This is a genomic window from Saccharopolyspora sp. NPDC045941 (assembly GCF_056431445.1).
Genome location: NZ_JBWKKU010000007.1, coordinates 127,757 through 149,361, shown reverse-complemented (window position 1 = coordinate 149,361; position 21,605 = coordinate 127,757). Strand labels below are relative to the sequence as shown.

18 protein-coding genes are annotated in these 21,605 nt (G+C 72.4%); 7 read left to right on the top strand and 11 right to left on the bottom strand.

What is annotated here, in order from left to right:
• Positions 1–2: 2 nt before the first annotated feature.
• On the bottom strand, positions 3–3,278 hold the full coding sequence (gene fdh, locus AC07FN_RS08010; RefSeq protein WP_478394942.1) for a formate dehydrogenase: 3,276 nt from the start codon (positions 3,276–3,278) through the stop codon (positions 3–5).
• Positions 3,279–3,466: 188 nt separating this feature from the next.
• Between fdh and AC07FN_RS08005 the strand changes: the two genes are divergently transcribed.
• Positions 3,467–4,069: a TetR/AcrR family transcriptional regulator gene (locus AC07FN_RS08005; RefSeq protein ID WP_478394941.1), complete on the top strand. Its 603-nt coding sequence runs from the start codon at positions 3,467–3,469 to the stop codon at positions 4,067–4,069.
• A gap of 7 nt (positions 4,070–4,076) precedes the next feature.
• On the opposite strand, the gene AC07FN_RS08000 is transcribed toward AC07FN_RS08005, so the two are convergent.
• The 4 genes from AC07FN_RS08000 to AC07FN_RS07985 form a co-directional block, all read right to left on the bottom strand.
• Positions 4,077–4,703: a pyridoxamine 5'-phosphate oxidase family protein gene (locus tag AC07FN_RS08000; RefSeq protein ID WP_478394940.1), complete on the bottom strand. Its 627-nt coding sequence runs from the start codon at positions 4,701–4,703 to the stop codon at positions 4,077–4,079.
• A gap of 86 nt (positions 4,704–4,789) precedes the next feature.
• Positions 4,790–5,845, bottom strand: a complete 1,056-nt coding sequence (locus AC07FN_RS07995; RefSeq protein WP_478394939.1) for a PDR/VanB family oxidoreductase — start codon at positions 5,843–5,845, stop codon at positions 4,790–4,792.
• Positions 5,845–6,726, bottom strand: a complete 882-nt coding sequence (locus AC07FN_RS07990) for a metal-dependent hydrolase (protein ID WP_478394938.1) — start codon at positions 6,724–6,726, stop codon at positions 5,845–5,847. Before AC07FN_RS07990 ends, AC07FN_RS07995 begins: the two co-directional genes overlap by 1 nt.
• Before the next feature lie 16 nt (positions 6,727–6,742).
• Positions 6,743–8,512, bottom strand: coding sequence for an SDR family oxidoreductase (locus tag AC07FN_RS07985; protein WP_478394937.1), 1,770 nt, complete (start codon positions 8,510–8,512; stop codon positions 6,743–6,745).
• Between the two features lie 180 nt (positions 8,513–8,692).
• On the opposite strand from AC07FN_RS07985, the gene selA reads away from it, so the two are divergent.
• The 3 genes from selA to ku all read left to right on the top strand — a co-directional run bounded on the left by selA (position 8,693) and on the right by ku (position 12,849).
• Positions 8,693–9,982 (top strand): L-seryl-tRNA(Sec) selenium transferase, encoded by a 1,290-nt coding sequence (selA, locus tag AC07FN_RS07980; protein ID WP_478394936.1) that lies wholly within the window; start codon positions 8,693–8,695, stop codon positions 9,980–9,982.
• Positions 9,982–11,802 (top strand): selenocysteine-specific translation elongation factor, encoded by a 1,821-nt coding sequence (selB, locus tag AC07FN_RS07975; protein ID WP_478394935.1) that lies wholly within the window; start codon positions 9,982–9,984, stop codon positions 11,800–11,802. Before selA ends, selB begins: the two co-directional genes overlap by 1 nt.
• Positions 11,803–11,883: 81 nt before the next feature.
• A complete protein-coding gene (ku, locus tag AC07FN_RS07970; RefSeq protein WP_478394934.1) occupies positions 11,884–12,849 on the top strand; it encodes a non-homologous end joining protein Ku in 966 nt (321 codons plus the stop codon).
• A 52-nt stretch (positions 12,850–12,901) separates the two neighbouring features.
• On the opposite strand, the gene paaE is transcribed toward ku, so the two are convergent.
• Genes paaE through paaZ form a run of 6 tightly spaced genes read right to left on the bottom strand, consistent with a single transcriptional unit; the run spans position 12,902 to position 18,753 of the window.
• Positions 12,902–14,020, bottom strand: a complete 1,119-nt coding sequence (gene paaE, locus AC07FN_RS07965) for a 1,2-phenylacetyl-CoA epoxidase subunit PaaE (RefSeq protein ID WP_452612372.1) — start codon at positions 14,018–14,020, stop codon at positions 12,902–12,904.
• 1 nt (position 14,021) lies between these two features.
• Positions 14,022–14,540, bottom strand: a complete 519-nt coding sequence (gene paaD / locus AC07FN_RS07960; protein ID WP_478394933.1) for a 1,2-phenylacetyl-CoA epoxidase subunit PaaD — start codon at positions 14,538–14,540, stop codon at positions 14,022–14,024.
• On the bottom strand, positions 14,534–15,424 hold the full coding sequence (gene paaC, locus AC07FN_RS07955) for a 1,2-phenylacetyl-CoA epoxidase subunit PaaC (RefSeq protein WP_478394932.1): 891 nt from the start codon (positions 15,422–15,424) through the stop codon (positions 14,534–14,536). Before paaC ends, paaD begins: the two co-directional genes overlap by 7 nt.
• Positions 15,425–15,434: 10 nt before the next feature.
• Positions 15,435–15,746 (bottom strand): 1,2-phenylacetyl-CoA epoxidase subunit PaaB, encoded by a 312-nt coding sequence (gene paaB / locus AC07FN_RS07950; RefSeq protein WP_478394931.1) that lies wholly within the window; start codon positions 15,744–15,746, stop codon positions 15,435–15,437.
• Complete coding sequence (gene paaA / locus AC07FN_RS07945; protein ID WP_478394930.1) at positions 15,743–16,708, bottom strand: 1,2-phenylacetyl-CoA epoxidase subunit PaaA; 966 nt, start codon at positions 16,706–16,708, stop codon at positions 15,743–15,745. The genes paaB and paaA overlap by 4 nt, the downstream gene beginning before the upstream one ends.
• Entirely contained in the window at positions 16,705–18,753 is a 2,049-nt protein-coding gene (paaZ, locus tag AC07FN_RS07940) for a phenylacetic acid degradation bifunctional protein PaaZ (RefSeq protein WP_478394929.1), read from the bottom strand. Before paaZ ends, paaA begins: the two co-directional genes overlap by 4 nt.
• 247 nt (positions 18,754–19,000) lie before the next feature.
• Here paaZ and paaI point away from each other — a divergent pair, with 247 nt between their 5' ends.
• From paaI to AC07FN_RS07925, 3 genes are read left to right on the top strand one after another with little or no spacing between them, the layout of a single operon-like run.
• Positions 19,001–19,402 carry a hydroxyphenylacetyl-CoA thioesterase PaaI gene (gene paaI / locus AC07FN_RS07935; protein ID WP_478395000.1) on the top strand — a complete coding sequence of 134 codons (402 nt, stop codon included), beginning with the start codon at positions 19,001–19,003 and terminating at the stop codon, positions 19,400–19,402.
• On the top strand, positions 19,399–20,742 hold the full coding sequence (gene paaK, locus AC07FN_RS07930; RefSeq protein WP_478394928.1) for a phenylacetate--CoA ligase PaaK: 1,344 nt from the start codon (positions 19,399–19,401) through the stop codon (positions 20,740–20,742). Before paaI ends, paaK begins: the two co-directional genes overlap by 4 nt.
• A 13-nt stretch (positions 20,743–20,755) precedes the next feature.
• Positions 20,756–21,403 carry a TetR/AcrR family transcriptional regulator gene (locus AC07FN_RS07925; RefSeq protein ID WP_478394927.1) on the top strand — a complete coding sequence of 216 codons (648 nt, stop codon included), beginning with the start codon at positions 20,756–20,758 and terminating at the stop codon, positions 21,401–21,403.
• The last annotated feature ends 202 nt before the right edge of the window (positions 21,404–21,605 follow it).

The window sequence follows — 21,605 nt, the reverse complement described above, 5'->3', positions numbered from 1 at the left end:
GCTCACTCGCCTCCTCGCCTCGGGCTGTCGGCGTGCTCCGTGCCGGTGCGCTCGGTGATCCCGGCCCGCCTGCGGTACTCCTCGACGTAGCGGACCAGCGCCGCGCCGCGCGGGCGGCGGCCCGGCCGGATGTCGCAGGCACCGGCCTTGGTCTCCATGATGTGCACGTTCGGGTCCAGCGCCACGTTGATCAGCTCGTTCGCCGCGTCGCCGGTCGTCAGGCCGTTCGGCCCCCAGTGCCACGGGATGCCGATCTGGTGGATGGTGCGCTCGCCGTGGCTCAGCGGCCGCATCCGGGCGGTCACCAGGACGCGGCCTTCGATGGCGCTGCGGGCGGTGACCACGGTCGCCCAGCCCAGGTGCCGCAGCCCGCGCTCGGCCGCCAGCGCCGGGGAAACCTCCAGGAACATCGCCGGCGCCAGCTCGGACAGGTGCGCCAGCCACCGGCTCATGCCGCCCGCGGTGTGGTGCTCGGTGAGCCGGAACGTGGTGAACACGTACGGGAACACCTCGCTGCCGGGTTCGGCGCCGCTGGGCTGGTAGCGGTTCTCCGGCCGCGAGCACACCTGCCGCGCCGGATTCCGCTGCTGGGCGGCGTGGATCCGGTTCTCCAGCGGCGATTCCTGCGGCTCGTAGTGCGCCGGCAGCGGTCCGTCGACCAGCCCGGCCGGGACGTAGAGCCAGCCGCGCCCGTCGCTCTGCATGATGAACGGCTCGGTGCCCGCGATGCCCTCGGGCCCGGTGGCGTCCGGGTCGGGCAGGTAGTCCGGCCGCTTGGCCCGGTCGAAGTCCGGGATGTCGTGGCCGGTCCACTCGCCGCGCTCGTCGTCCCACCAGACGTAGGCCTTCCGGTCGCTCCACGGCCGGCCGTCCGGATCGGCCGATGCCCGGTTGTAGAGCAGCCGCCGGTTCGCCGGCCACGCCCAGCCCCACTCCGGCGCGACCCACGACTGCTCGCGGCCCGGGCGACGCCGCGCGGACTGGTTGATCCCGTCGGCGAAAACGCCGCAGTAGATCCAGCAACCGCAGCGGGTGGACCCGTCCGGACGCAGCTGGGTGTACGACGACAGCGGATCGCCGGCGGCGTCGAAGCCGTTGATCTCCTGCAGCACGGCCGCCGCACTCGGCTCGCGGATCTCGCCCTCGACCGGGTAGTCCCAGGTCAGCTCCAGCAGTGCCCGGTCCCGCTCGGCGCCGGGTTCGAGCTTCTCCCGGATCCGCCGCCCCAGGTGGTAGAAGAACCACAGGTCGCTGCGCTGATCCGCGTGCGGTTCAACGGCTTTGTGGTGCCACTGCAGCAGCCGCTGGGTGTTGGTGAAGGTGCCGTCCTTCTCGGTGTGCGCCGCGGCGGGCAGGAAGAACACCTCGGTGCCGATGTCCTCGGTGCGCATCTCCCCGGTCTCGATCTCCGGGCCGTCCAGCCAGAAGGTGGCCGTCTCGATCAGGTTGAGGTCGCGCACCACGAGCCAGTCCAGGTTCGCCAGGCCCATCCGCTGCTGGCGGGCGTTCGCCGTGCCCACCGCCGGGTTCTCGCCGACGACGAAGTAGCCCTTGCAGCGCCCCTCGATCTGGTCGATCGCGGTCTGGAAGGTGCCGTGGTCGCCGGTCAGCCGCGGCAGCCGGTCGAAGCAGAAGTCGTTGTCGGCCGTGGCGTGCTCGCCCCACCACGCCTTGAGCAGGCTGACCAGGTAGGACCGCATGTTGCCCCAGTAGCCGCGCGCGAGCTCGTCGGGCGCGACGAAGGAGTCGAGGTCGAAGTCGGCGTGCGCGTGCGGCATCGGGATGTAGCCGGGCAGCAGGTTGAACAGCGTCGGGATGTCGGTCGAGCCCTGGATGCTGGCGTGCCCGCGCAGCGCCAGGATCCCGCCTCCGGGCCGACCGATGTTTCCCAGCAGCAGCTGCAGGATGGAGGCGGCGCGGATGTACTGCACGCCCACCGTGTGGTGCGTCCAGCCGACCGCGTAGGCGATCGCCGTGGTGCGATCCCGGCCGGAGTTCGCCACGAGCTGCTCGGCCACCCACTCGAAGTCCTCGCGCGGAACCCCGCACACCTCCTCCACCATTTCCGGCGTGTAGCGCGCGTAGTGCCGCTTGAGCAGCTGGAACACGCAGCGGGGATGCTGCAGCGTCGGGTCTGTCTCGGCACGACCGCGATAGACCGGGCCGCCCGATCCGGTGCGCTCCGGGCGGCTGGCGTCGCGCTCGCGTCCGTGCGGCGTCGTGGGCACCGCGGTCTCCGGGCCGTGACCGCCGACCGACGGCACCGCGGAACTGCCCTCGTACTGCCAGGTCGTCGTGTCGTAGCTACCGGCTTCGGGGTCGAAGCCGGAGAAGACGCCGTCGAGGTCCTCCGTGTCGCGGAAGTCCTCGCCCACGATCATCGGGGCGTTCGTGTAGGCCACGACGTAGTCGTGGAAGTAGGCGTCGTTGGTCAGGACGTGGTTGATCAGCGCGCCGAGGAACGCGATGTCGCTGCCCGCGCGCAGCGCGACGTGCCGGTGCGCCAGCGCCGAGGTGCGGGTGAAGCGCGGGTCGACGTGGATGATCGTGGCGCCGCGCCGCTTCGCCTCCACCACCCACTGGAAGCCGACCGGGTGCGCCTCGGCCATGTTGGACCCCTGGATGAGGACGCAGTCGGCGTTGGCGAGGTCCTGCTGGAACGTGGTGGCGCCGCCGCGCCCGAACGAGGTGCCCAGACCGGGCACCGTGGAGGAGTGTCAAATGCGGGCCTGGTTCTCCACCTGGATCGCGCCGAGGGCGGTGTAGAGCTTCTTCATGAGGTAGTTCTCCTCGTTGTCGAGGGTCGCTCCTCCGAGGCTCGCGATGCCCGTCGTGCGCCGCAGCGGCCGGCCGTCGGCGTCGGCGTCCTGCCAGGTGGCGGCCCGGGTGGCCAGCACCCGGTCGGCGATCATGTCCAGCGCGGTGTCGAGGTCGAGGTCTTCCCACCCGGTGCCGTGCGGGCGGCGGTAGCGGACCTTGGTCTGCCGCAGCGGCGAGGTCACGAGCTCGCGGCTCGCCGAGCCCTTGGGGCACAGCCGGCCGCGGCTGATCGGCGAATCGGGATCGCCCTCGATCTGGGTGACCACGCCGTCCTGGACGAAGACCCGCTGGCCGCAGCCCACCGCGCAGTACGGGCACACCGAACGGACCACCGCGTCGGCGTCCTCGGTGCGCGCCCGCCGCTCATCGGTGCGCCGCGACCGGGCCGCCGGGCCCCTGCCCAGCGGGTCCGCCCCGGTCAGCTGGCGAACCACCGGCCAACCCAACCACTCCGCCATCGCCGTTCTCCCCACACGCGTGGTTCCAGGAGAAACCCGGTGGCCAGGCGGTGCAAGCCCAGCGCCCGCATCGGTCGTCGTCGGCGCGCTTGACCTGGGCCGGAGCCGGGACGAATCTGGCAGGTATGACGGCCGCTGCGGCGGAGAACCCGGCTTCCCGACCTCAGGACCGCCGCCATCGCCGGACAATGCGCACCCGCGCGGCCATCGAAGCGGCGGCCCTGAAGCTGTTCACCGAGCATGGCTTCGCCGGCACCACGGTGGAACAGATCGCCGAGGCCGCCGACATCGCCCCGCGCACGTTCTTCCGCCACTTCCCCAGCAAGGACGCCGTGCTCTTCGGCGACCCGGGCCGCGAGACCGAACGGATGCGCGAAGTGCTGGCCGCCCGGCCCGCCGGCGAGCACCCGATGCGATCGCTGGCCGCGGCGCTGCTGGACGCGGCCGAACGCATCGAACAGGACCGCGCGCAGCACCTGATGCGCGCCGAGCTGCTGGACGGCCTCGAGCACGCCGGCGACTACGAGCTGCACCTCATCAGGCAGCGCTGGGTCCAGGACATGGCCGCGCTGGTCGCGGAACGGACGGGCACCGGCGACGACGACCCGCGCACGGTCGCCTACTCGATCACCCTGATGAGCTGCTTCGGCTCGGCCATGCACAGCTGGCTGGTCGGCACCGGCGGCACTCCGCTGCGCGAGATCCTCGCCCAGGTGCTGGACGAGACCGCCGGTGGCCTGGTCCAGGCCGCCGACGTGGTCGGTTCGGCGGTCCGGGGTTCGGCGCGCTGAGGGCCCGTCAGTAGAGGCCGTTGGCGTAGGACGGGCCGTAGTAGCGCTCCAGTTCCGCCAGCGAGTCATCTGGGCGCTCCAGGAACTTGGCGATCTGCGCGCGAGAGGCCACGGCGTCCGGCTCCCACGTTTCGGACTTCCACAGCGCGGAGCGCAGGAAGGCCTTCGAGCAGTGGTGGAAGACCTCGTCGATCTCCACCACCAGCGCCAGCGCCGGGCGGTGGCCCTTGACCACCATCTCGTCGAAGAACGGCGCGTCGCGCACCAGCCGCGCGCGGCCGTTGATGCGCAGCGTGTCGCCGCGGCCGGGGATGAAGTAGATCAGGCCGACGTGCGGGTTCGACAGCACGTTGCGGAAGCCGTCGACGCGCCGGTTGCCCGCCCGGTCCGGAATGGCGATCGTCCGGTCGTCCAGCGCCAGCGTGAACCCTGCCGGGTCGCCCTTCGGCGAGACGTCGCACGTGCCGTCCGCGGCGGAGGTGGCGATCAGGCAGAACGGCGAGGCCGCGAGCCACTGCCGGTCCAGCTCGTGCAGGCCGGGGCGCGCCTTGTCCGCGACGCGCTGCAGCGGCTCGCCGACGATCTCGCGCAGTTCGTCGACCGACGTGATCTCCACCAGACCAGTGAGCTCCATGGCTTCTCCCCAAGATCGATCTCCCACCTCAGACCGTACGACACCGGGGAGCCCCACCGGGAGTGGTTTTCGTCGCTGCGATCGGTTCAGAGGTCGAGCACGACCCGGCCCGTCGCGCGGGAGGTGCAGATCGCCATCCGGTCGTCCTCGGCCCGGCCCCGGCGGTCGACCTCCCCGGCGAGGACCCGGACGTGGCAGGTGCCGCAGAAGCCCTGACGGCAGGAGTAGGGCACCTGCGGCACGACCTCGCCGATCACGTCCAGCGCCGACCGGTCCGCGGGCACCTCGACGGTCTCGCCGGTGCGGGCCAGCTCGACGGTGAACGGGCGGCCGTCGACGATCGGCGGCGCCGAGAACCGCTCCCAGTGCAGCGAATCCGCCGCGCTGCCGGGCAGATCGACCCGCACGCCGGTGATCATCGGGATCGGCCCGCAGCAGTACACCGCCGCGTCGGGCGGCGAGTGCTCCAGCAATTCCGCGCCGGAGGCCGGGATGCCGAACTCGGTGTCCGGCCGGATCCAGACGCGCGCCGGGTCCAGCGCCGCCAGCTCGCCGAGGAACGGCATCGACTCGCGCGACCGTCCGGTGTAGACCAGCCGCCAGTCCGCGCCGCGCGCCGCGGCGGTGCGGACCATCGGCAGGATCGGCGTGATGCCGATGCCGCCCGCGATGAACAGGTAGCGCGGCGCGGTGACGAACGGGAACGCGTTGCGCGGCCCGCGCGCGACGATCCGGCTGCCGGAGCGGAGCTCGTCGTGGATCTCGCGCGATCCGCCGCCGTCGGCCAGCCGCCGGACCGCGATCCGGTAGTGCCCGAGCTCGCCGGGATCCCCGCACAGCGAGTACTGCCGCTTGCGGCCGGAGGGCAGCACGACGTCGAGGTGCGCGCCGGGCTGCCAGGAGGACAGCGGCGCGCCGCTCGGGCGCGTCAGCCGCAGGCTGATCACCTCGTCCGCTTCGGCGCGCACCTCCGACACCAGCAGCGGGATGTCGCGGTCCACCGGCCGGACCGGCGGGTGGTCGCGGCGGTCGTTGCGGTGCAGCCATTCCACGGCGGTGGTCAGCTTGTCGAGCGCCCAGAGGAACCGGTCCGGGCCGGCGTGGGTGAGCGCCGGCGGCACGGCGCGATCGACCTCGGCCATCAGTGCTCGGCCGCCTGCGCTGCGGGCGACTTCGCCAGGTACGCCACCGCCTGGCTGGTCGAACCGTACTGCGACGGGTGGTAGGAGCGGCGGAAGTAGGGCGGGATCGCCTTCAGCATCTGCCAGTAGCCGGGCGTCAGCCCGAGGCGCCCGGTGCGCAGCATGTCGCGGAAGCGCGGCTTGCGGCGGCCGCGCAGCACCGGGTCGTGCGCCATCAGGTAGCGGACGCCTCGGGCCCACAGGATGGCCAGCACCGTGATCGCGATCGCCATCGTCCGGCAGCGCTGCAGGTAGCCGCCGTCGACGTGCATGTAGAGGTCGTAGGCGACCGACCGGTGCTCGACCTCCTCGGCGCCGTGCCAGCGCAGCAGGTCGAGCATCGTCGGGTCGGCGCCCGCGGCGTCGAGCTCCGCCGCGTCCAGCACCCACTGGCCGAGGAACGCCGTGTAGTGCTCGATCGCCGCGATCATCGCCAGCCGCTGCACCAGCCACGACTCGGCGCGCTTGCCGGTGTGCGGCCGGTCGCCGAGGATCTTGCGGAACATCCAGCCGACCTGCGCGACGTAGGGCCGGGTGTCCAGGCCGTGCGCGTCGAAGTGGTCCAGCACGCCCTGGTGCGACTCGGCGTGCATCGCCTCCTGGCCGACGAAGCCGCGGACGTCCTCCAGCAGCCGGTCGTCCTTGATCAGCGGCATCGCCTGCTTGAAGACCTCCACGAACCAGCGCTCGCCCTCCGGCAGCACCAGGTGCAGGAAGTTGATCATGTGGGTGGCGAACGGCTCGCCGGGAATCCAGTGCATCGGCAGCTGGGCCCAGTCGAAGGCGACGTCGCGGGCCTGCAACGCGACGCGGTCCGGTTCCCCTGGATCGATCTGCGACATCTCCGGCCTCCTCGGATCAGCGGGGCGTCAGGTCGGCCCGGGCCGCCGCGCGCAGCAGCCCGGGGGTCAGGCGGGACAGCACCAGGCCGACCTTGGCTTCGGCGGTGATCGGCGCGACCGCGGCGTCGCGCCGGACCGCGCGCAGGATCTCCGCGGCGGCGCGCTCGGACGTGAAGTTCCGCCGCTGGTAGAGCTGCTTGGCCGCGCGGCGGCGCCGGTCCTGCTCGGCGTCGGCGACGCCGACGAACCGGGTGCTGCCGGTGATCCCGGTGTTGATCAGCCCGGGGCAGATCGCGGTCACCTTGATCCCGTCGGCGGCCAGCTCGGCGCGCAGGCATTCGCTGAGCGCCAGCACCGCCGCCTTCGTGGTGCTGTAAGCCGGGAGCAGCTTCGACGGCAGGTACGCGGCGGCGGAGGCGACATTGACGATCCGCCCGCCCTCGCCGCGGTCGACCATCTGCCCGGCGAACAGCCGGCAACCGTGGATGACGCCCCAGAGGTTGATGTCGATGACGCGTTCCCAGTCCGCCACCTCGGTGTCCACGAAGGACCCGGCGACGCCGATGCCCGCGTTGTTCACCACCACGTCCGGGGTGCCGAGTTCGGCGTGCACGTGCTCGGCGAAGCGCTCCATGCCCGCCTGGTCGGCCACGTCGACGCGGTAGGAGGTGGCGCCCGCACCGGTGCGCGCGACCAGCTCCGCGGTGGCCTTGGCGGCGGCCTCGTCGATGTCGGCGGTGACCACGTGCGCGCCTTGCGCGGCAAAGGCCAGCGCCGTCGCCCGGCCGATCCCGCCGCCCGCGCCGGTGATCACCACCAGCCGGTCCTGGAAGTGGCGGCGCCCCGGGCGGATCCGGGTGGCCCGCAGGGCTCGCGGCTCCGCGCCGCCTTCGACGTGGTCGACGAGTTCCGCGGCGCACCGCGCGACGAGCTCGGGCCGGCTTCGCGGCAGCCAGTGGCCGCCCGGCAGCCGGCGCACCCGCAGGTTCGGCACCCACGGCGCGACCCCGGTCTGCAGGGGCGTCGACACGAACGGATCGCCGCCGGGCGCGAGGACCTGCACCGGGATCCCGGTGCGGCGCTCCCCCGGTTTGCCCAGCCGGGACCGCATGTTCGCCCGGTACAGCTGCAAGCCGTGCAGGCCGTCGGACAGCGCGGGGCGCGTCGGGTTCGCCGCCGCGCGGGGATCGAGCCGCTCCAGCGCACCGATCAGCTTGGGCAGCGCCCCGGTCCGCCACGCCAGCTCGGGCAGGACCGGAAGATGGAAGAAGCCGATGTAGCCGGAGAAGATCAGCTGCGCGACCAGATCGCGCAGCCCGCGCGGCGTGGGCCGGTGGAGCTTGGCCCGCATCCAGCGGCCCGCGTGGTCCAGGCAGGGCCCGGAGATCGACGTGAACGAGGCGAACCGGTGGGCCAGCCGCGGATCGGTGACCGCGTGCCAGGCCTGGATCGAGCCCCAGTCGTGGGCCAGCAGGTGCACCGGCCGGTCCGGGCTCACCGCATCGGCGACGCGGCGCAGGTCGTCGGCGAGCCGGTCCAGCAGGTAGGCGTCGGTGCCGCGGGGCTTGTCGGACTCCCCCGCCCCGCGCACGTCGTAGGTGATCACCCGGTACCGCCCGGACAGCGCCGTCACCACGCCGTCCCAGATCGAGCGGTCGTCGGGGTATCCGTGCACCGCGAGCAGCGTCGGGGCGGCCGGGTCGCCGTGCTCCCGCACGGCCAACCGCAGCCCATCGCCGGTGTCGATCCACCTGCCGGAATCCGCTTCGCGCGGCGTGCGAGCCATACCCCGCAGAGTACAGACCTTGTCAACAGTCATTGTCACAGTCGACTTGTCCGGCACCCGGCCAGGCGCGCCGATTTCGCGCGAGAACGGCGCCTCCACCACGTGGCTTCGGCACATCGAGGGCAGCTCCGGCGCTTCGCCCGCGCGACCACATCCGGAACAGCTCCTATAGTCCGGGGCATGTCCGATCCGCGGCAGCTGGTGCCGGGCACCGACCGGGTGCTGGCCGATCCCGAGGTGGCCGCCGCTGCTGGGCGGCTGGGCCACCGGCTGGTCAAGCACGCGGTGCACGCGGCGCAGGAACGGGCTCGCGCCAGCGAGATCGCGCCCGACCGGGTCGTCGCGGAAACCCTTGCCGCACTACCGGAATCCGCGTCGAGCATCCGGCCGGTGCTCAACGCGACCGGCGTCCTGCTGCACACCAACCTCGGCCGCGCGCCGCTGTCGGACGCGGCGATCCACGCCCTGCAACAGGCCGCCGGGACCACGGACGTCGAACTCGACCTGCACACCGGCCGGCGCGGCCCGCGCGGCGCGGCCGCCATCGCCGCGCTGCTGGCCGCCGTGCCGCGAGCCGAGGCCGCGCACGTGGTCAACAACGGCGCCGCAGCGCTCGCCCTGGCGGCGACCGCGCTCGCGCAGGGCCGCGAAATCGTGTTGGCACGCGGCGAAATGGTCGAGATCGGCGACGGGTTCCGCATCCCCGAGCTGCTCACCGCCACCGGCGCCCGGCTGCGCGAGGTCGGCACCACCAACCGGGTCCGGCTCGACGACTACCGGGCGGCGCTCGGACCGGACACCGGCTTCGTCCTCAAGGTGCACCCGTCGAACTTCGTGATCACCGGTTTCACCTCGTCCGTGCCGGTCGCCGCGCTGCGCGAACTCGGGGTGCCCGTGGTCGCCGACATCGGGTCGGGCTTGCTGCACCCGCATCCCGCCCTGCCGCGGGAACCCGATGCGACCACGGCGCTTTCCGACGGCGCGGATCTGGTCATCGCCAGCGGCGACAAGCTCCTCGGCGGGCCGCAGGCCGGGCTGCTGCTGGGCGGGGCCGAGATCGTGCACCGCCTCCGGCGGCATCCGCTGGCGCGTGCGCTGCGCGTCGACAAGCTCACCCTCGCCGCGCTGGAGGCCACCGTGCGGGGTCCGAGCACGCCGACCGCGCAGCGGCTCCGGCAGGACCGCGCCGACCTGTTGCGCCGCGCCGAACGGCTCGCGGATCTGCTGACCGCCGCCGGTGTCCCGGCCTCGGCTCAGCACAGCGAGGCGACCGTCGGCGGCGGCGGAGCCCCCGGCGTCACGCTGCCCAGCGCGGCCGTCGCGCTCCCCGATCGCTTCGCGAAACTCCTGCGCGAAGGGCACCCTCCCGTCCTCGCCCGCATCGAACGCGACCGCTGCCTGCTCGACCTGGCCGCGCTGCCCCCCGAAAACGACGAATTGCTGCATCGCGCGGTGCTGGCGGTGGCCTGATGCACGTCATCGCCACCGCGGGGCACGTGGACCACGGCAAGTCCACGCTGATCCGCGAGCTGACCGGGATGGAGCCGGATCGCTGGGCGGAGGAGCGCCGCCGGGGCCTGACGATCGACCTCGGGTTCGCGTGGACCCGGCTGCCGGACGGCTGCACCGCGGCCTTCGTCGACGTGCCCGGCCACGAGCGGTTCGTGCCGAACATGCTGGCCGGGGTCGGGCCGGTGCCCGCGGTGCTGTTCGTCGTCGCCGCCGACGAGGGCTGGATGCCGCAGTCCGGCGAGCACCTGGACGCCCTGGCAGCCCTCGGCGTCCGGCACGGCCTGCTCGCCGTCACCCGCTGCGACCTGGCCGATCCCGGCCCCGCCACCGAGCAGGCCCGCGAACGGCTGCGCGGCACGTCGCTCGCCGGCATCCCCGCCGTGCACGTCAGCGGACGCACCGGTGCCGGTCTGGGCGAGCTGCGGCGCCAGATCGACGAGCTCGTCCACCGGCTACCCGCGGCCGACCAAGATGCCGACGTGCGGCTCTGGGTGGACCGCGCGTTCACCATCCGCGGCGCTGGAACGGTCGTGACCGGCACCCTCCCGGCAGGAACCCTCCGCGAAGATGCCCGGCTCCTGCTGCATCCCGCCGGGGTGGAAGCGACGGTCCGGGGCCTGCAGGCGCTCGGATCATCCGAACACCAGGTCGGCGCCGTCGCGCGGGTAGCGGTCAACCTCCGCGGTGTGGACCTCGACCAGGTGCGGCGCGGCGACGCGCTGCTGACCCCGGACCGGTGGCTGACCACCGACGTCCTCGACGTCCGGATCCACCGGGCGGCCTCGCCTGCTCCCGTCGGCACCGGAGCGGCACCACGTCTTCCCCGCGACCTGGTGCTGCACGTCGGCGCGGCGGCGGTCGGGGCGCGCGTCCGGCCGCTCGGCCATGACACGGCGCGGCTGACGTTGCGCACCCCGCTGCCCCTCCGCATCGGCGACCGAGCCCTGCTGCGCGATCCGGGAAGCCGGTGCATCTGCGGCGGAATCGTGGTGCTCGACGTCCGCCCGCCGCGGTTGACCAGGCGCGGAGCGGCCCGCGCGCGGGCGGCCGAACTGGACACCATGGACGGCCGCCCCGACGGCGCGGCCGAGCTGCGGCGTCGCCGCCTGGTCCGCGCCGACGATCTGCGCGCGATGGGCGCCACCCCGCCCGGGCCCGGGCCTTGGCTGCTGGACGAGGAGCGCCGCGACGAACTCGCCGGCCGCCTCGACGGCCTGCTGGCACGGCACCGCGAGACGCACCCGCTGGACGACGGCATGCCCGCCGAGGCCGCCCGCCGCGCCCTGGACCTGCCCGATCCGGACCTGTTGACCCCGATCGCCCGAGCAGCCGGGATCGCTTTGAGCGAAGGACGGTTGCACAAGGGACGGAGCCGGTTGCCCGAGCACGTGCAGCGCGCGGTGGAGACGATCCGGCGCACGCTCCTCGACCACCCGTTCCAAGCCCCGACCGCCGGCGAACTCGCCGAACTGGGCCTCGGCGAGAAGGAACTCGCCGCAGCCGCACACGCCGGCGCGCTGCTGCGCCTGGCTCCCGGCCTGGTGCTCCTGCCGGGCGCCGACGACGCCGCCGTGGCACGGCTGGCTCGGCTACCAGAGCCGTTCACCCTCAGCCAGGCCAGGCAGGCGCTGGACACCTCGCGCCGCGTTGCGGTCCCCTTGCTGGAACTGCTCGCTCGCCGCGGCCGGACGCAACGGCTGGCCGACGGCACCCACCGCGTTGTTTCCCCACCCCGGGCCCGGGGAAATACCGGGGGCAACCCGACGCCACGGCGATGAGCAGGACTTCTGCGATCTTGCGCCCATCACCGCATGGTGAACACCGGCGGCGCTCGGGCGCCGGGGCGATGGGAGGCAACCATGCCGCGGAAGATCTGGACCGGCTCCATCAACTTCGGCCTCGTCACCATCCCGGTCGGGCTCTACGCCGCGACCGAGGACCACACCATCCAGTTCCACCAGTACGAGCGCGGCACCGCCGACCGGATCCGCTACAAGCGCGTCAACGAGCGGACCGGCGAGGAAGTCGGCTTCAACGACATCGTCAAGGGCCGCGAGTTCGACGGCGGGGTCATCACCGTGGAGCAGTCCGAACTCGACGAGATCGCCCCCGGCCGCTCCCGCACCATCGACATCACCACGTTCGTCGACCTCACCGAGATCGACCCGGTGCACTTCCAGAAGACCTACTGGCTGGCCCCCAACAGCAAGGAGCACTACCGGCCGTACAACCTGCTGCGCCGGGCGATGCACGAGACCAGCCAGGCCGGGATCGCGACCTTCGTGCTGCGCGGCAAGCAGTACCTCACCGCGGTGCGCGCCGACGACACCGTGCTGGCGCTGAACACCCTCTTCTTCGCCGACGAGGTCCGCGACCCGGGCGAGCTGATCGGCGACGAAGGCGAGCAGGCGAAGCCGTCGGAGAAGGAACTGCAGATGGCGACCACGATCATCGAGTCGATGAGCGGGCCGTGGGAACCGGAGCAGTACGAGGACACCTACACCGCGAAGGTCGAGGAGCTGCTGGCGGAGAAGGCGCACGGCGGCGAGGTGACGGCGGCGGAGGAGCCGCCGAAGCCGACGGACGTCATCGACCTCACCGAGGCGCTGCGGCGCAGCGTCGACGAGGCGCGCAAGGGCCGCAAGCCCGCGCAGGCCGAGGAAGACCTGTCGGAGCTGACCAAGGCCGAGCTCGACGACCGGGCGAAGCAGCTGGGCATCAAGGGCCGCTCCAAGATGAAGCGCGCCGAGCTGGAAGAGGCGGTGGCCGCGGCCATCCGGAAACCCACCGGCACCGAAGGACGCCGCTCCCGCAAGGCCTCCTGACCACAGTGGACACACAGGCGAGGAGATCCGCCTGGCCCTGCAGGGCTAGCGATCAGGCGTCGAAGTCGACCGTGACCTCGTCGGTGGTCGGCAGCGACTGGCAGGTCAGGACGAAGCCCTCCGCGACCTCGGATTCCTCCAGTGCGAAGTTGCGGCGCATCCGGACCTCCCCGCAGGTGACCTTCGCCCGGCAGGTGCCGCAGACGCCGCCCTTGCACGCGAACGGCAGGTCGGGGCGGATCCGCTGGGCCGCGTCCAGGACCGGGACGTCGCGGGGCAGCGACATCGGCGTCGACCGGCCGTCGAGCACCACCGTGACCTCGCTGGTCGGGCCCTCGACCACCGGCTCCTCGTGGCGCGCCGGCTCCGGCGGCACGTCCTCGACGTAGAACAGCTCCTGGTGGATCTGCCCGGTGGCGACGCCGCATTCGCGCAGCACGTCCTGGGCGTCGCTGACCATGCCGTACGGCCCGCACAGCCACCACTGGTCGACCGAACCGGCATCGACCACCGTGGACAGCAGCGCCCGGATCTTCGCCGCGTCCAGCCGGCCGGTGAACAGCTCCGACTCGCGCGGCTCCCGCGAAAGCACGTGCACCAGCTCCAGCCGCGCCGGGTAGCGGTCCTTCAGGTCGGCGAGCTCGTCGGCGAACATCACCGTGTCGCTGCGCCGGTTCCCGTAGAGCAGCGTCACGGTCGCGTCCGTCTCGCGCAGCACCGACGCGGCGATGGACAGCACGGGCGTGATGCCCGATCCGGCGGCGACACACACGTGCCGTTCGTGCGCGGTCAGGTCCGGGCTGAAGCCGCCGACCGGTGGGAGCACCTCGATCTCGTCGCCGGGCCGCACCTCCTGCACCAGCCAGCTGGAGAACAGCCCGCCCGGCACGTGGCGCACGCCGATCCGCGGCGCCGCGCCGTGCGGGGCGCAGATCGAGTACGACCGGCGCTCCTCGCGGCCGTCCACCCGGCGGCGCAGCGTCAGCGACTGGCCCGGCCGGAAGGCGAACTCCTCGGCGAGCTCCGGCGGGACGTCGAAGCTGACCGCGACCGCGTCCTCGCACAGCCGCTCCACGTGGCTGACCCGCAGCGGGTGGAAGGTCGTGCGACGGCGGCCCGTCCGCTCGGTGGCGGCCGGGGCGGGCGCGTCGACAGGGGCGGGACGGACCACGTCAGATCTCCTTGATGTGCTCGAAGGGTTCGCGGCACGAGCGGCACCGGCGCAGCGCCTTGCACGCCGTCGCACCGAACTGCGAGACCTGCTCGGTGTCCGGCGAACCGCACTGCGGGCAGCGGACCTGGGCGCGCGGCGCCGTCAGCGTCAACGGCACCGGGCCGGGCGAGCGCTGCGGGGCGGCGCCCGGCGGGGCGATGCCGTAGTCGGCCAGCTTCCGCCGGCCGACCGGGCTGATCCAGTCGGTGGTCCACGGCGGGTCCAGCACCGTGCGCACCTCGACGTCGGCGAAGCCGGCTTCGCGCAGCCGGCGGCTGAGGTCCGCGCGCATCTCGCGCATCGCCGGGCAGCCGGAGTAGGTGGGCGTGATCGACACGACCACCGTCCCGTCCGCGGCCATCTCGACGTCGCGCAGGACGCCGAGGTCGGCCAGCGTCAGAACCGGCAGCTCCGGGTCGGTAACCGACTCGGCGACCACTCGGGCGTGCCGGAGGCCCGGCTTCGTGCTCGTCACCACGTCGCCTCCGGGTGCGCTCGGGCCAGGCTCTGCAGCTCGGCCAGCAGGAAGCCCAGGTGTTCGGTGTGGACGCCGTCCCGGCCGGTCCGCCCGGCCACCCCGGCCAGCGCCAGCGCATCGGGGCGTCGCAGGGTGGCCGCGGCGGTGACCCGGTCCAGGACGTCGTCGAACTCGGCGCGCGCCTGCGCCGGATCGGTGCCGACACCGGCCGCGACCATCTCCCGGTCGGTCGCGTTCGGCGCGAAGAGCTCGTCGACCAGCGGCCACACGTCGTCGAGCCCCTGTTGCATCCGCGCGTGCGACACCTCGGTGCCGTCGCCGAGCCGGACCGCCCACTGCGCCGCGTACTCGCGGTGGTAGGCCAGCTCCTTGACGCCCTTGGCCGCGATCGCCGCCAGCACCGGGTCGCGGGACTCGGCGAGCCGGGCGAACAGCGCCAGCCGCCACGTCGCGAACACCAGCAGCCGGGCGATGGTCTGCGCGAAGTCGCCGTTCGGCGGCTCGACCAGCCGCACGTTGCGGAACTCCCGCTCGTCGCGGAAGTACGCCAGCTCGTCCTCGTCGCGCCCGCTGCCGTCGGCCTGCCCGGCGCGGGACAGCAGCAGCCGCGCCTGGCCCAGCAGGTCGAGCGCGATGTTGGCCAGCGCCAGCTCGTCCTCCAGCTCCGGCGCGCGGGTGACCCATTCGGTCAGCCGCTGCGAGGCGATCAGCGCGTCGTCGCCGAGCATCAGGCAGTACCGGGCGAACGCGTCGCCGTCGACGCCCTCCGGCAGCGTGGTGTCCACTCCGGACAGCGGGTCGTCGAAGCCGGTGCCGAAGGCCCAGCGGGACTCGCCCTCCGGCTCCGCCGCGGTCAGCGCCTCGTAGGCGTTGTCGAACGACATTGGGGTGACCTCAAATGTGCGGGACGTTGTCGGGGATCCGGTAGAACGTCGGGTGCCTGTACACCTTGTCGCCGTTGGGCGCGAAGAACGGGTCCTTTTCGTCCGGGCTGGACGCGGTGATCGCGTCCGCCCGGACCACCCAGATGCTCACGCCCTCGTTGCGGCGCGTGTAGAGGTTGCGCGCGTTGTGCAGCGCCATCTCCTCGTCCGCGGCGTGCAGCGAGCCCACGTGCACGTGGTTCAAACCCCGCTTGCCGCGGACGAAAACCTCGAACAGCGGCCACGCGGACCGCGGCGCACCGGTCTCGGCGTCCGAACTCATCGCGCGACCTCCTCGCGTGCGGCCTGCTTCGCGGCGTGGGCGGCTGCCGCATCGCGCACCCACTGCCCCTCCTCGTGCGCGGCCCGGCGCCGGACCACCCGCTCCTCGTTGCACGGCCCGTGTCCGGCGATCACCCGCTTGAGCTCGGACCAGTCCGGCTCGCCGAAGTCGTAGTGCCCGCGCTCCTCGTTCCAGCGCAGCGCCGGATCGGGCAGCGTGACGCCCAGCGCCTCCGCCTGCGGCACGGACATGTCCACGAACTTCTGCCGCAGCTCGTCGTTGGTGTGCCGCTTGATCCGCCACGCCATGGACTGCTGGGTGTTGGGCGAGTCGGCGTCCGGCGGGCCGAACATCATCAGCGCCGGCCACCACCAGCGGTTCGTGGCGTCCTGCACCATCTCCCGCTGCTCGTCGGTGCCGCGCATCATCGTCATGAGCAGCTCGTAGCCCTGCCGCTGGTGGAACGACTCCTCCTTGCAGATCCGCACCATGGCCCGCGCGTAGGGCCCGAATGAACTGCGGCACAGCGGCACCTGGTTGCAGATCGCCGCCCCGTCGACCAGCCAGCCGATGACGCCGATGTCGGCGAAGGTCAGCGTCGGGTAGTTGAAGATCGACGAGTACTTCTGCCGGCGGGTGATGAGCTTCTCGGTCAGCTCCGCGCGGTCCACGCCGAGCGTCTCGGCCGCCGAGTACAGGTAGAGCCCGTGCCCGGCCTCGTCCTGCACCTTCGCCAGCAGGATCGCCTTGCGCCGCAGGCTCGGGGCCCTGGTCAGCCAGTTGCCCTCCGGCTGCATGCCGATGATCTCGGAGTGCGCGTGCTGGGCGATCTGGCGCACCAGGGTCTTGCGGTAGCCCTCCGGCATCCAGTCCCGCGGCTCGATGCGCTGGTCGTGCGCGATCCGCTCGTCGAAGTGCTCCTGCAGCCCGGCGTCGCCGAGCCGGTCCACCGCGCTGGTCATGATGCCCCCTGCTCCCCCGGCCGCTTGGCGACCAGCGTCAGCACGTCGTACTTGGCCACCGAGGCACCGTCCTGGTTGGTCACGTCCACGTCCCAGCGGACCTCGCCGTGCTCAGCGCCGACCCGCGGCGTGATCTGCTTCGCGGTCATCGTCACAGTGATCTCGTCGCCCGGGTAGGTCGGCGTGAGGAACCGGAGGTTCTCCAGCCCGTAGTTGGCCAGCACCGGCCCCGGGTCCGGGTCCACGAACAGCCCGGCGGCGAAGGACACCACCAGGTAGCCGTGCGCGACCCGGCCGTCGAAGAACGGGTTGGCCTTCGCCGCTTCCTCATCGGTGTGCGCGTAGAAGGTGTCGCCGGTGAACTCGGCGAAGTGCTCGACGTCCTCCAGCGTCACGGTGCGCGGCCCGGCGACCACCGTGTCGCCGATGCGCAGCTCGTCGAGGTGCTTGCGGAACGGGTGCTTCTCGGTGGTGTTGCGCGGAGTTCCGGGCACCCACTGCCCGGTGATCGCGGTCAGCGTCGCCGGGTCGGCCTGCACCGCGGTCCGCTGCATGTGGTGCAGCACGCCGCGAACGCCGCCCATCTCCTCGCCGCCGCCGGCGCGGCCCGGTCCACCGTGGACCAGCGCGGGCAGCGGCGAGCCGTGCCCGGTGTTCTCCCCGGCGTTCTCCCGGTTCAGCACGAGCATCCGGCCGTGCCGCGACGCCGCGCCCAGCACCACTTCGCGGGCGAACTCGGCGTCGGCGGTCACCACGGATCCGGCGAGGCTGCCCATGCCGCGCCGCGCCAGCTCCACGGCCTGCGCCATCGTCTCGTACGGCAGCACGGTGCTCACCGGGCCGAACGCTTCCACCTCGTGCGGCTGCGGCTGGTCCGGGTCGTCGCAGCGGACCAGCAGCGGCGGCAGGAACGCGCCGCGCTCCGGGTCGGCGTCGACAACCTCGACGCGCTCGGGGTCGCCGTGCACCAGGGTCCCGGCCTCCAGCAGCGCCTTCAGTGAGCGGCGGACCTCCTCGCGCTGCTCCAGGCTCGCCAGCGCGCCCATCCGCACGTCAGGCGAGGCGGGGTTGCCGACGACGACCTTCTCCAGCCGCGCCTTGGCGGCCGCCACCACGTCGTCGATCCGGTTCGCCGGCACCAGCGCCCGGCGGATCGCGGTGCACTTCTGCCCGGCCTTGACCGTCATCTCGGTGACCAGCTGCTTGACGAACAGGTCGAACTCCTCGGTGCCGGGCCCGGCATCCGGGCCCAGGATCGAGCAGTTCAGCGAGTCGGCCTCCACGTTGAACCGCACCGAGTTCGCCGCCACCACCGGGTGGGCGCGCAACCGCTGCCCCGTCGCCGCCGAGCCGGTGAACGACACCAGGTCCTGGTCGGTGAGGTGCTCGAACAGGTCGCCGACGCTGCCGCAGATCAGCTGCAGCGATCCCTCGGGCAGGAGGCCGGAGCCGAGCATCAGCTCCACCAGCCGGTGCGTGAGGTACGCGGTCTGGCTCGCCGGCTTGATCAGACTGGGCACCCCGGCCAGGAACGCGGGCGCGAACTTTTCCAGCGGCCCCCACGCCGGGAAGTTGAAGGCGTTGATCTGCACCGCGACGCCCTGCAGCGGCGTGCAGACGTGCTGCCCGACGAACGTGCCGCCCTTGCTCAGCGGCTCGACCGCGCCGTCGACGTAGACGGTGCTGTTGGGCATCTCCCGGCGGCCCTTGCTGGAGTAGCCGAACAGCACCCCGATGCCGCCGTCGATGTCGAACTTGGAGTCGCCGAGCGTGGCCCCGGTGCGGGCCGACAGCGCGTACAGCTCCTCGCGGTGCTCGCGCAGGTGCGATGCGAGGCTCTTCAGCAGCGCGGCGCGCTGGTGGAACGTCAGCTCGGCCAGCGCCGGGCCGCCGCTGCCGCGCCCGTGAGCCAGCACCGCGGCCATGTCGATCCCCGCCGAGGAGACCCGTGCGACCTCCTCGCCGGTCACCGCGTCGCGCAACGGCACCCCGTTGTCCGCTGGCGCGTGCCAGGCACCGTTGACGTAGCTCCGCAGGGCAGCCATGCGGCCCGACCTCCTCCGGCTGGTTCTTTAACTGACCGTTCGTTCGAAAAAATACCACCGGCGACCGGTGTCGCACACCACCCGGTGCAGCTAAATTCTGCTGTACCGAGCCAGAAACACCGGCCCGGGCGGGAACCCTTGACAGCGTCCGGCGGCGCAGTATTAATTACCGACTATTCGTTCGGTTATGAGGCGGTGAACCCCAGTGCAGGAGCCCGGCGCGACGACGCGCAACCCGGCCCAGGCCATGTTCGACGACGACCGCGCCTCGCGGGCGCTGGGCATCGAGCTCGTCGAGACCGGCAGCGGGTTCGCCCTGGCCCGGATGCGGATCACCGACGCCATGGTCAACGGCCACGGGATCGCGCACGGCGGCTACATCTTCCTGCTGGCCGACACGACCTTCGCCTGCGCGTGCAACAGCCACGGCCCGACGACCGTCGCGGCGCGCGCGGACATCACCTTCATGCGCCCCGCCCGCGCCGGCGACCTGCTGGTCGCCCGCGCCGAGGAGCGGACCCGCTTCGGCCGCAGCGGGATCTACGACGTGTCGGTGCACCGAGGCGACGAGCCGATCGCCGAATTCCGGGGCCACAGCCGGTCGTTGAACGGCTCGTCCGAGAACCAGTCCGAGGGAGCCAAGCCATGACCGCGACAACGGGCACCCCGCGCCGGCTCGGAGCCGCACCGGATCCGGCCGATCTCGACCCCGCTGAGCGGTACTCCGCCGACGAGCTCGCCGCGGTGCAGCTGGAGCGCCTGCAGCACACCCTGCAACACGCCTACGAGAACGTGCCGCTGTACCGCGACAAGTTCGACGCGGCGGGCGTCCGCCCGGAGGACTGCCGGAGCCTGGCCGACCTGGCGAAGTTCCCGCACACCACCAAGCAGGACCTGCGCGAGAACTACCCGTTCGGCATGTTCGCCGTGCCGATGGAGCAGGTCCGCAGGCTGCACGCCTCCAGCGGCACCACCGGCAACCCGACCGTCGTCGGCTACACCGAGCGGGACCTGGACGTCTGGGCCGACGTGGTGGCGCGCTCCATCCGCGCCGCCGGCGGGCGGCCGGGCCACAAGGTGCACGTCGCCTACGGGTACGGCCTGTTCACCGGCGGGCTCGGCGCGCACTACGGGGCCGAGCGGCTCGGCTGCACCGTGATCCCGGCCTCCGGCGGGATGACCGCCCGGCAGGTGCAGATCATCCAGGACTTCAAGCCCGAGATCATCATGGTCACCCCCTCCTACCTGCTCACCCTCGTCGACGAGTTCGAGCGCCAGGGCATCGACCCGCGCGGCACGTCGCTGAAGATCGGCATCTTCGGCGCCGAGCCGTGGACCGAGCAGATGCGGCAGGAGATCGAGGAGCGGCTGGACATCGACGCGGTCGACATCTACGGCCTGTCCGAGGTGATGGGGCCCGGCGTGGCCAACGAGTGCGTGGAGACCAAGGACGGGCTGCACATCTGGGAGGACCACTTCTACCCCGAGGTGATCGACCCGTTCACCGAGGAGGTGCTGCCCGACGGCGCCGAGGGCGAGCTGGTGTTCACCTCGCTGACCAAGGAGGCCATGCCGGTCATCCGCTACCGCACCCGGGACCTCACGCGGCTGCTGCCCGGCACGGCCCGGCCGATGCGCCGGATGGCGAAGGTGACCGGCCGCAGCGACGACATGATCATCCTGCGCGGCGTCAACGTCTACCCCACCCAGATCGAGGAGCTGGTGCTGCGCACGCCCGGGCTGTCGCCGCACTTCCAGCTGGTGCTCACCCGCAAGGGCCGGATGGACGAGATGGCGGTCCGCGTCGAGGCGCGCACCGACTGCCCCGCCGGCCGCCGCGAACCCGCCGCCGCCGAACTGGTCCGCGCGATCAAGGACGGCGTCGGCGTCAGCACCGAGGTCGCCGTGGTGGACCCGGACACGCTGGAGCGCTCGGTGGGCAAGTTGCGCCGCGTGGTGGACCGCCGCGAACCCCGTTCGGCCGGCTGAAATACTGCGAGCCATGTCGGGGAACGCTGGTCGCGCGAATCGCCGAGGTCGGCCGGGCTACGACCTCGGCAGACTGCTGGACGTCTCCGTCCGGGTGTTCAACGAGCGCGGCTACGAGGGCACCAGCATGGAGGACCTCTCCCAGCGGCTGGGCATCACCAAGTCGGCGATCTACTACCACGTGTCCAGCAAGGACGAGCTGCTGCGGCTGAGCGTCAACCGGGCCCTGGACGCCCTGTTCGCGGTCACCGAGGAAGCGGCGTCGACCACCGGCAAGGCCATCGACCGGCTCGAACACGTGGTCCGGCGCAGCATCGAGGTGCTGGTCGACGAGCTGCCGTTCGTCACGCTGCTGCTGCGGGTGCGGGGCAACACCAAGGTCGAGCGGCAGGCGCTGGCCCGGCGCCGCGAGTTCGACCAGGTGGTCAGCGAGCTGGTCCGGCAGGCCGAGGCGGAGGGCAGCATCCGCCCGGACGTCGACCCGGCGCTGACCAGCCGCCTGCTGTTCGGCATGGTGAACTCGATCATCGAGTGGTACCGGCCCAGCCGCGGCCTGCGGGCCGCGCAGGTCGCCGACGCGGTGACCAAGATCGCCTTCGACGGGCTGCGCACCGGCGCCGACGACCGCGCGCCGGAGTCCCCCGGAACTCGTGCTAAATAAATTCCAGATCTCGGCGTCATGATGATCTCGCCCGCGGGTCTCGATCCCGTGGGCGATCTGGAGCGCCCGCCGCGCGCGCGGAACGAAGAGGGGATTTCGTGCGCGCGACCGGCCGTCGGTCGTGGCTTGGATGTGGGTCGCGACCGGCGGTCCCTCGAGCAACTTCCGTCACGTTCGCCGCAGCGGCGCGATTCCCGGCCGA

Excerpts from the sequence above, each read along its gene's own strand:
- AC07FN_RS08005 (WP_478394941.1), top strand. The coding sequence starts at position 3,467 with ATGCGCACCCGCGCGGCCATCGAAGCGGCGGCCCTGAAGCTGTTCACC.
- AC07FN_RS08000 (WP_478394940.1), bottom strand. The coding sequence starts at position 4,703 with ATGGAGCTCACTGGTCTGGTGGAGATCACGTCGGTCGACGAACTGCGC.
- AC07FN_RS07995 (WP_478394939.1), bottom strand. The coding sequence starts at position 5,845 with ATGGCCGAGGTCGATCGCGCCGTGCCGCCGGCGCTCACCCACGCCGGC.
- AC07FN_RS07990 (WP_478394938.1), bottom strand. The coding sequence starts at position 6,726 with ATGTCGCAGATCGATCCAGGGGAACCGGACCGCGTCGCGTTGCAGGCC.
- AC07FN_RS07985 (WP_478394937.1), bottom strand. The coding sequence starts at position 8,512 with ATGGCTCGCACGCCGCGCGAAGCGGATTCCGGCAGGTGGATCGACACC.
- selA (WP_478394936.1), top strand. The coding sequence starts at position 8,693 with ATGTCCGATCCGCGGCAGCTGGTGCCGGGCACCGACCGGGTGCTGGCC.
- selB (WP_478394935.1), top strand. The coding sequence starts at position 9,982 with ATGCACGTCATCGCCACCGCGGGGCACGTGGACCACGGCAAGTCCACG.
- ku (WP_478394934.1), top strand. The coding sequence starts at position 11,884 with ATGCCGCGGAAGATCTGGACCGGCTCCATCAACTTCGGCCTCGTCACC.
- paaC (WP_478394932.1), bottom strand. The coding sequence starts at position 15,424 with ATGTCGTTCGACAACGCCTACGAGGCGCTGACCGCGGCGGAGCCGGAG.
- paaB (WP_478394931.1), bottom strand. The coding sequence starts at position 15,746 with ATGAGTTCGGACGCCGAGACCGGTGCGCCGCGGTCCGCGTGGCCGCTG.
- paaA (WP_478394930.1), bottom strand. The coding sequence starts at position 16,708 with ATGACCAGCGCGGTGGACCGGCTCGGCGACGCCGGGCTGCAGGAGCAC.
- paaZ (WP_478394929.1), bottom strand. The coding sequence starts at position 18,753 with ATGGCTGCCCTGCGGAGCTACGTCAACGGTGCCTGGCACGCGCCAGCG.
- paaI (WP_478395000.1), top strand. The coding sequence starts at position 19,001 with ATGTTCGACGACGACCGCGCCTCGCGGGCGCTGGGCATCGAGCTCGTC.
- paaK (WP_478394928.1), top strand. The coding sequence starts at position 19,399 with ATGACCGCGACAACGGGCACCCCGCGCCGGCTCGGAGCCGCACCGGAT.
- AC07FN_RS07925 (WP_478394927.1), top strand. The coding sequence starts at position 20,756 with ATGTCGGGGAACGCTGGTCGCGCGAATCGCCGAGGTCGGCCGGGCTAC.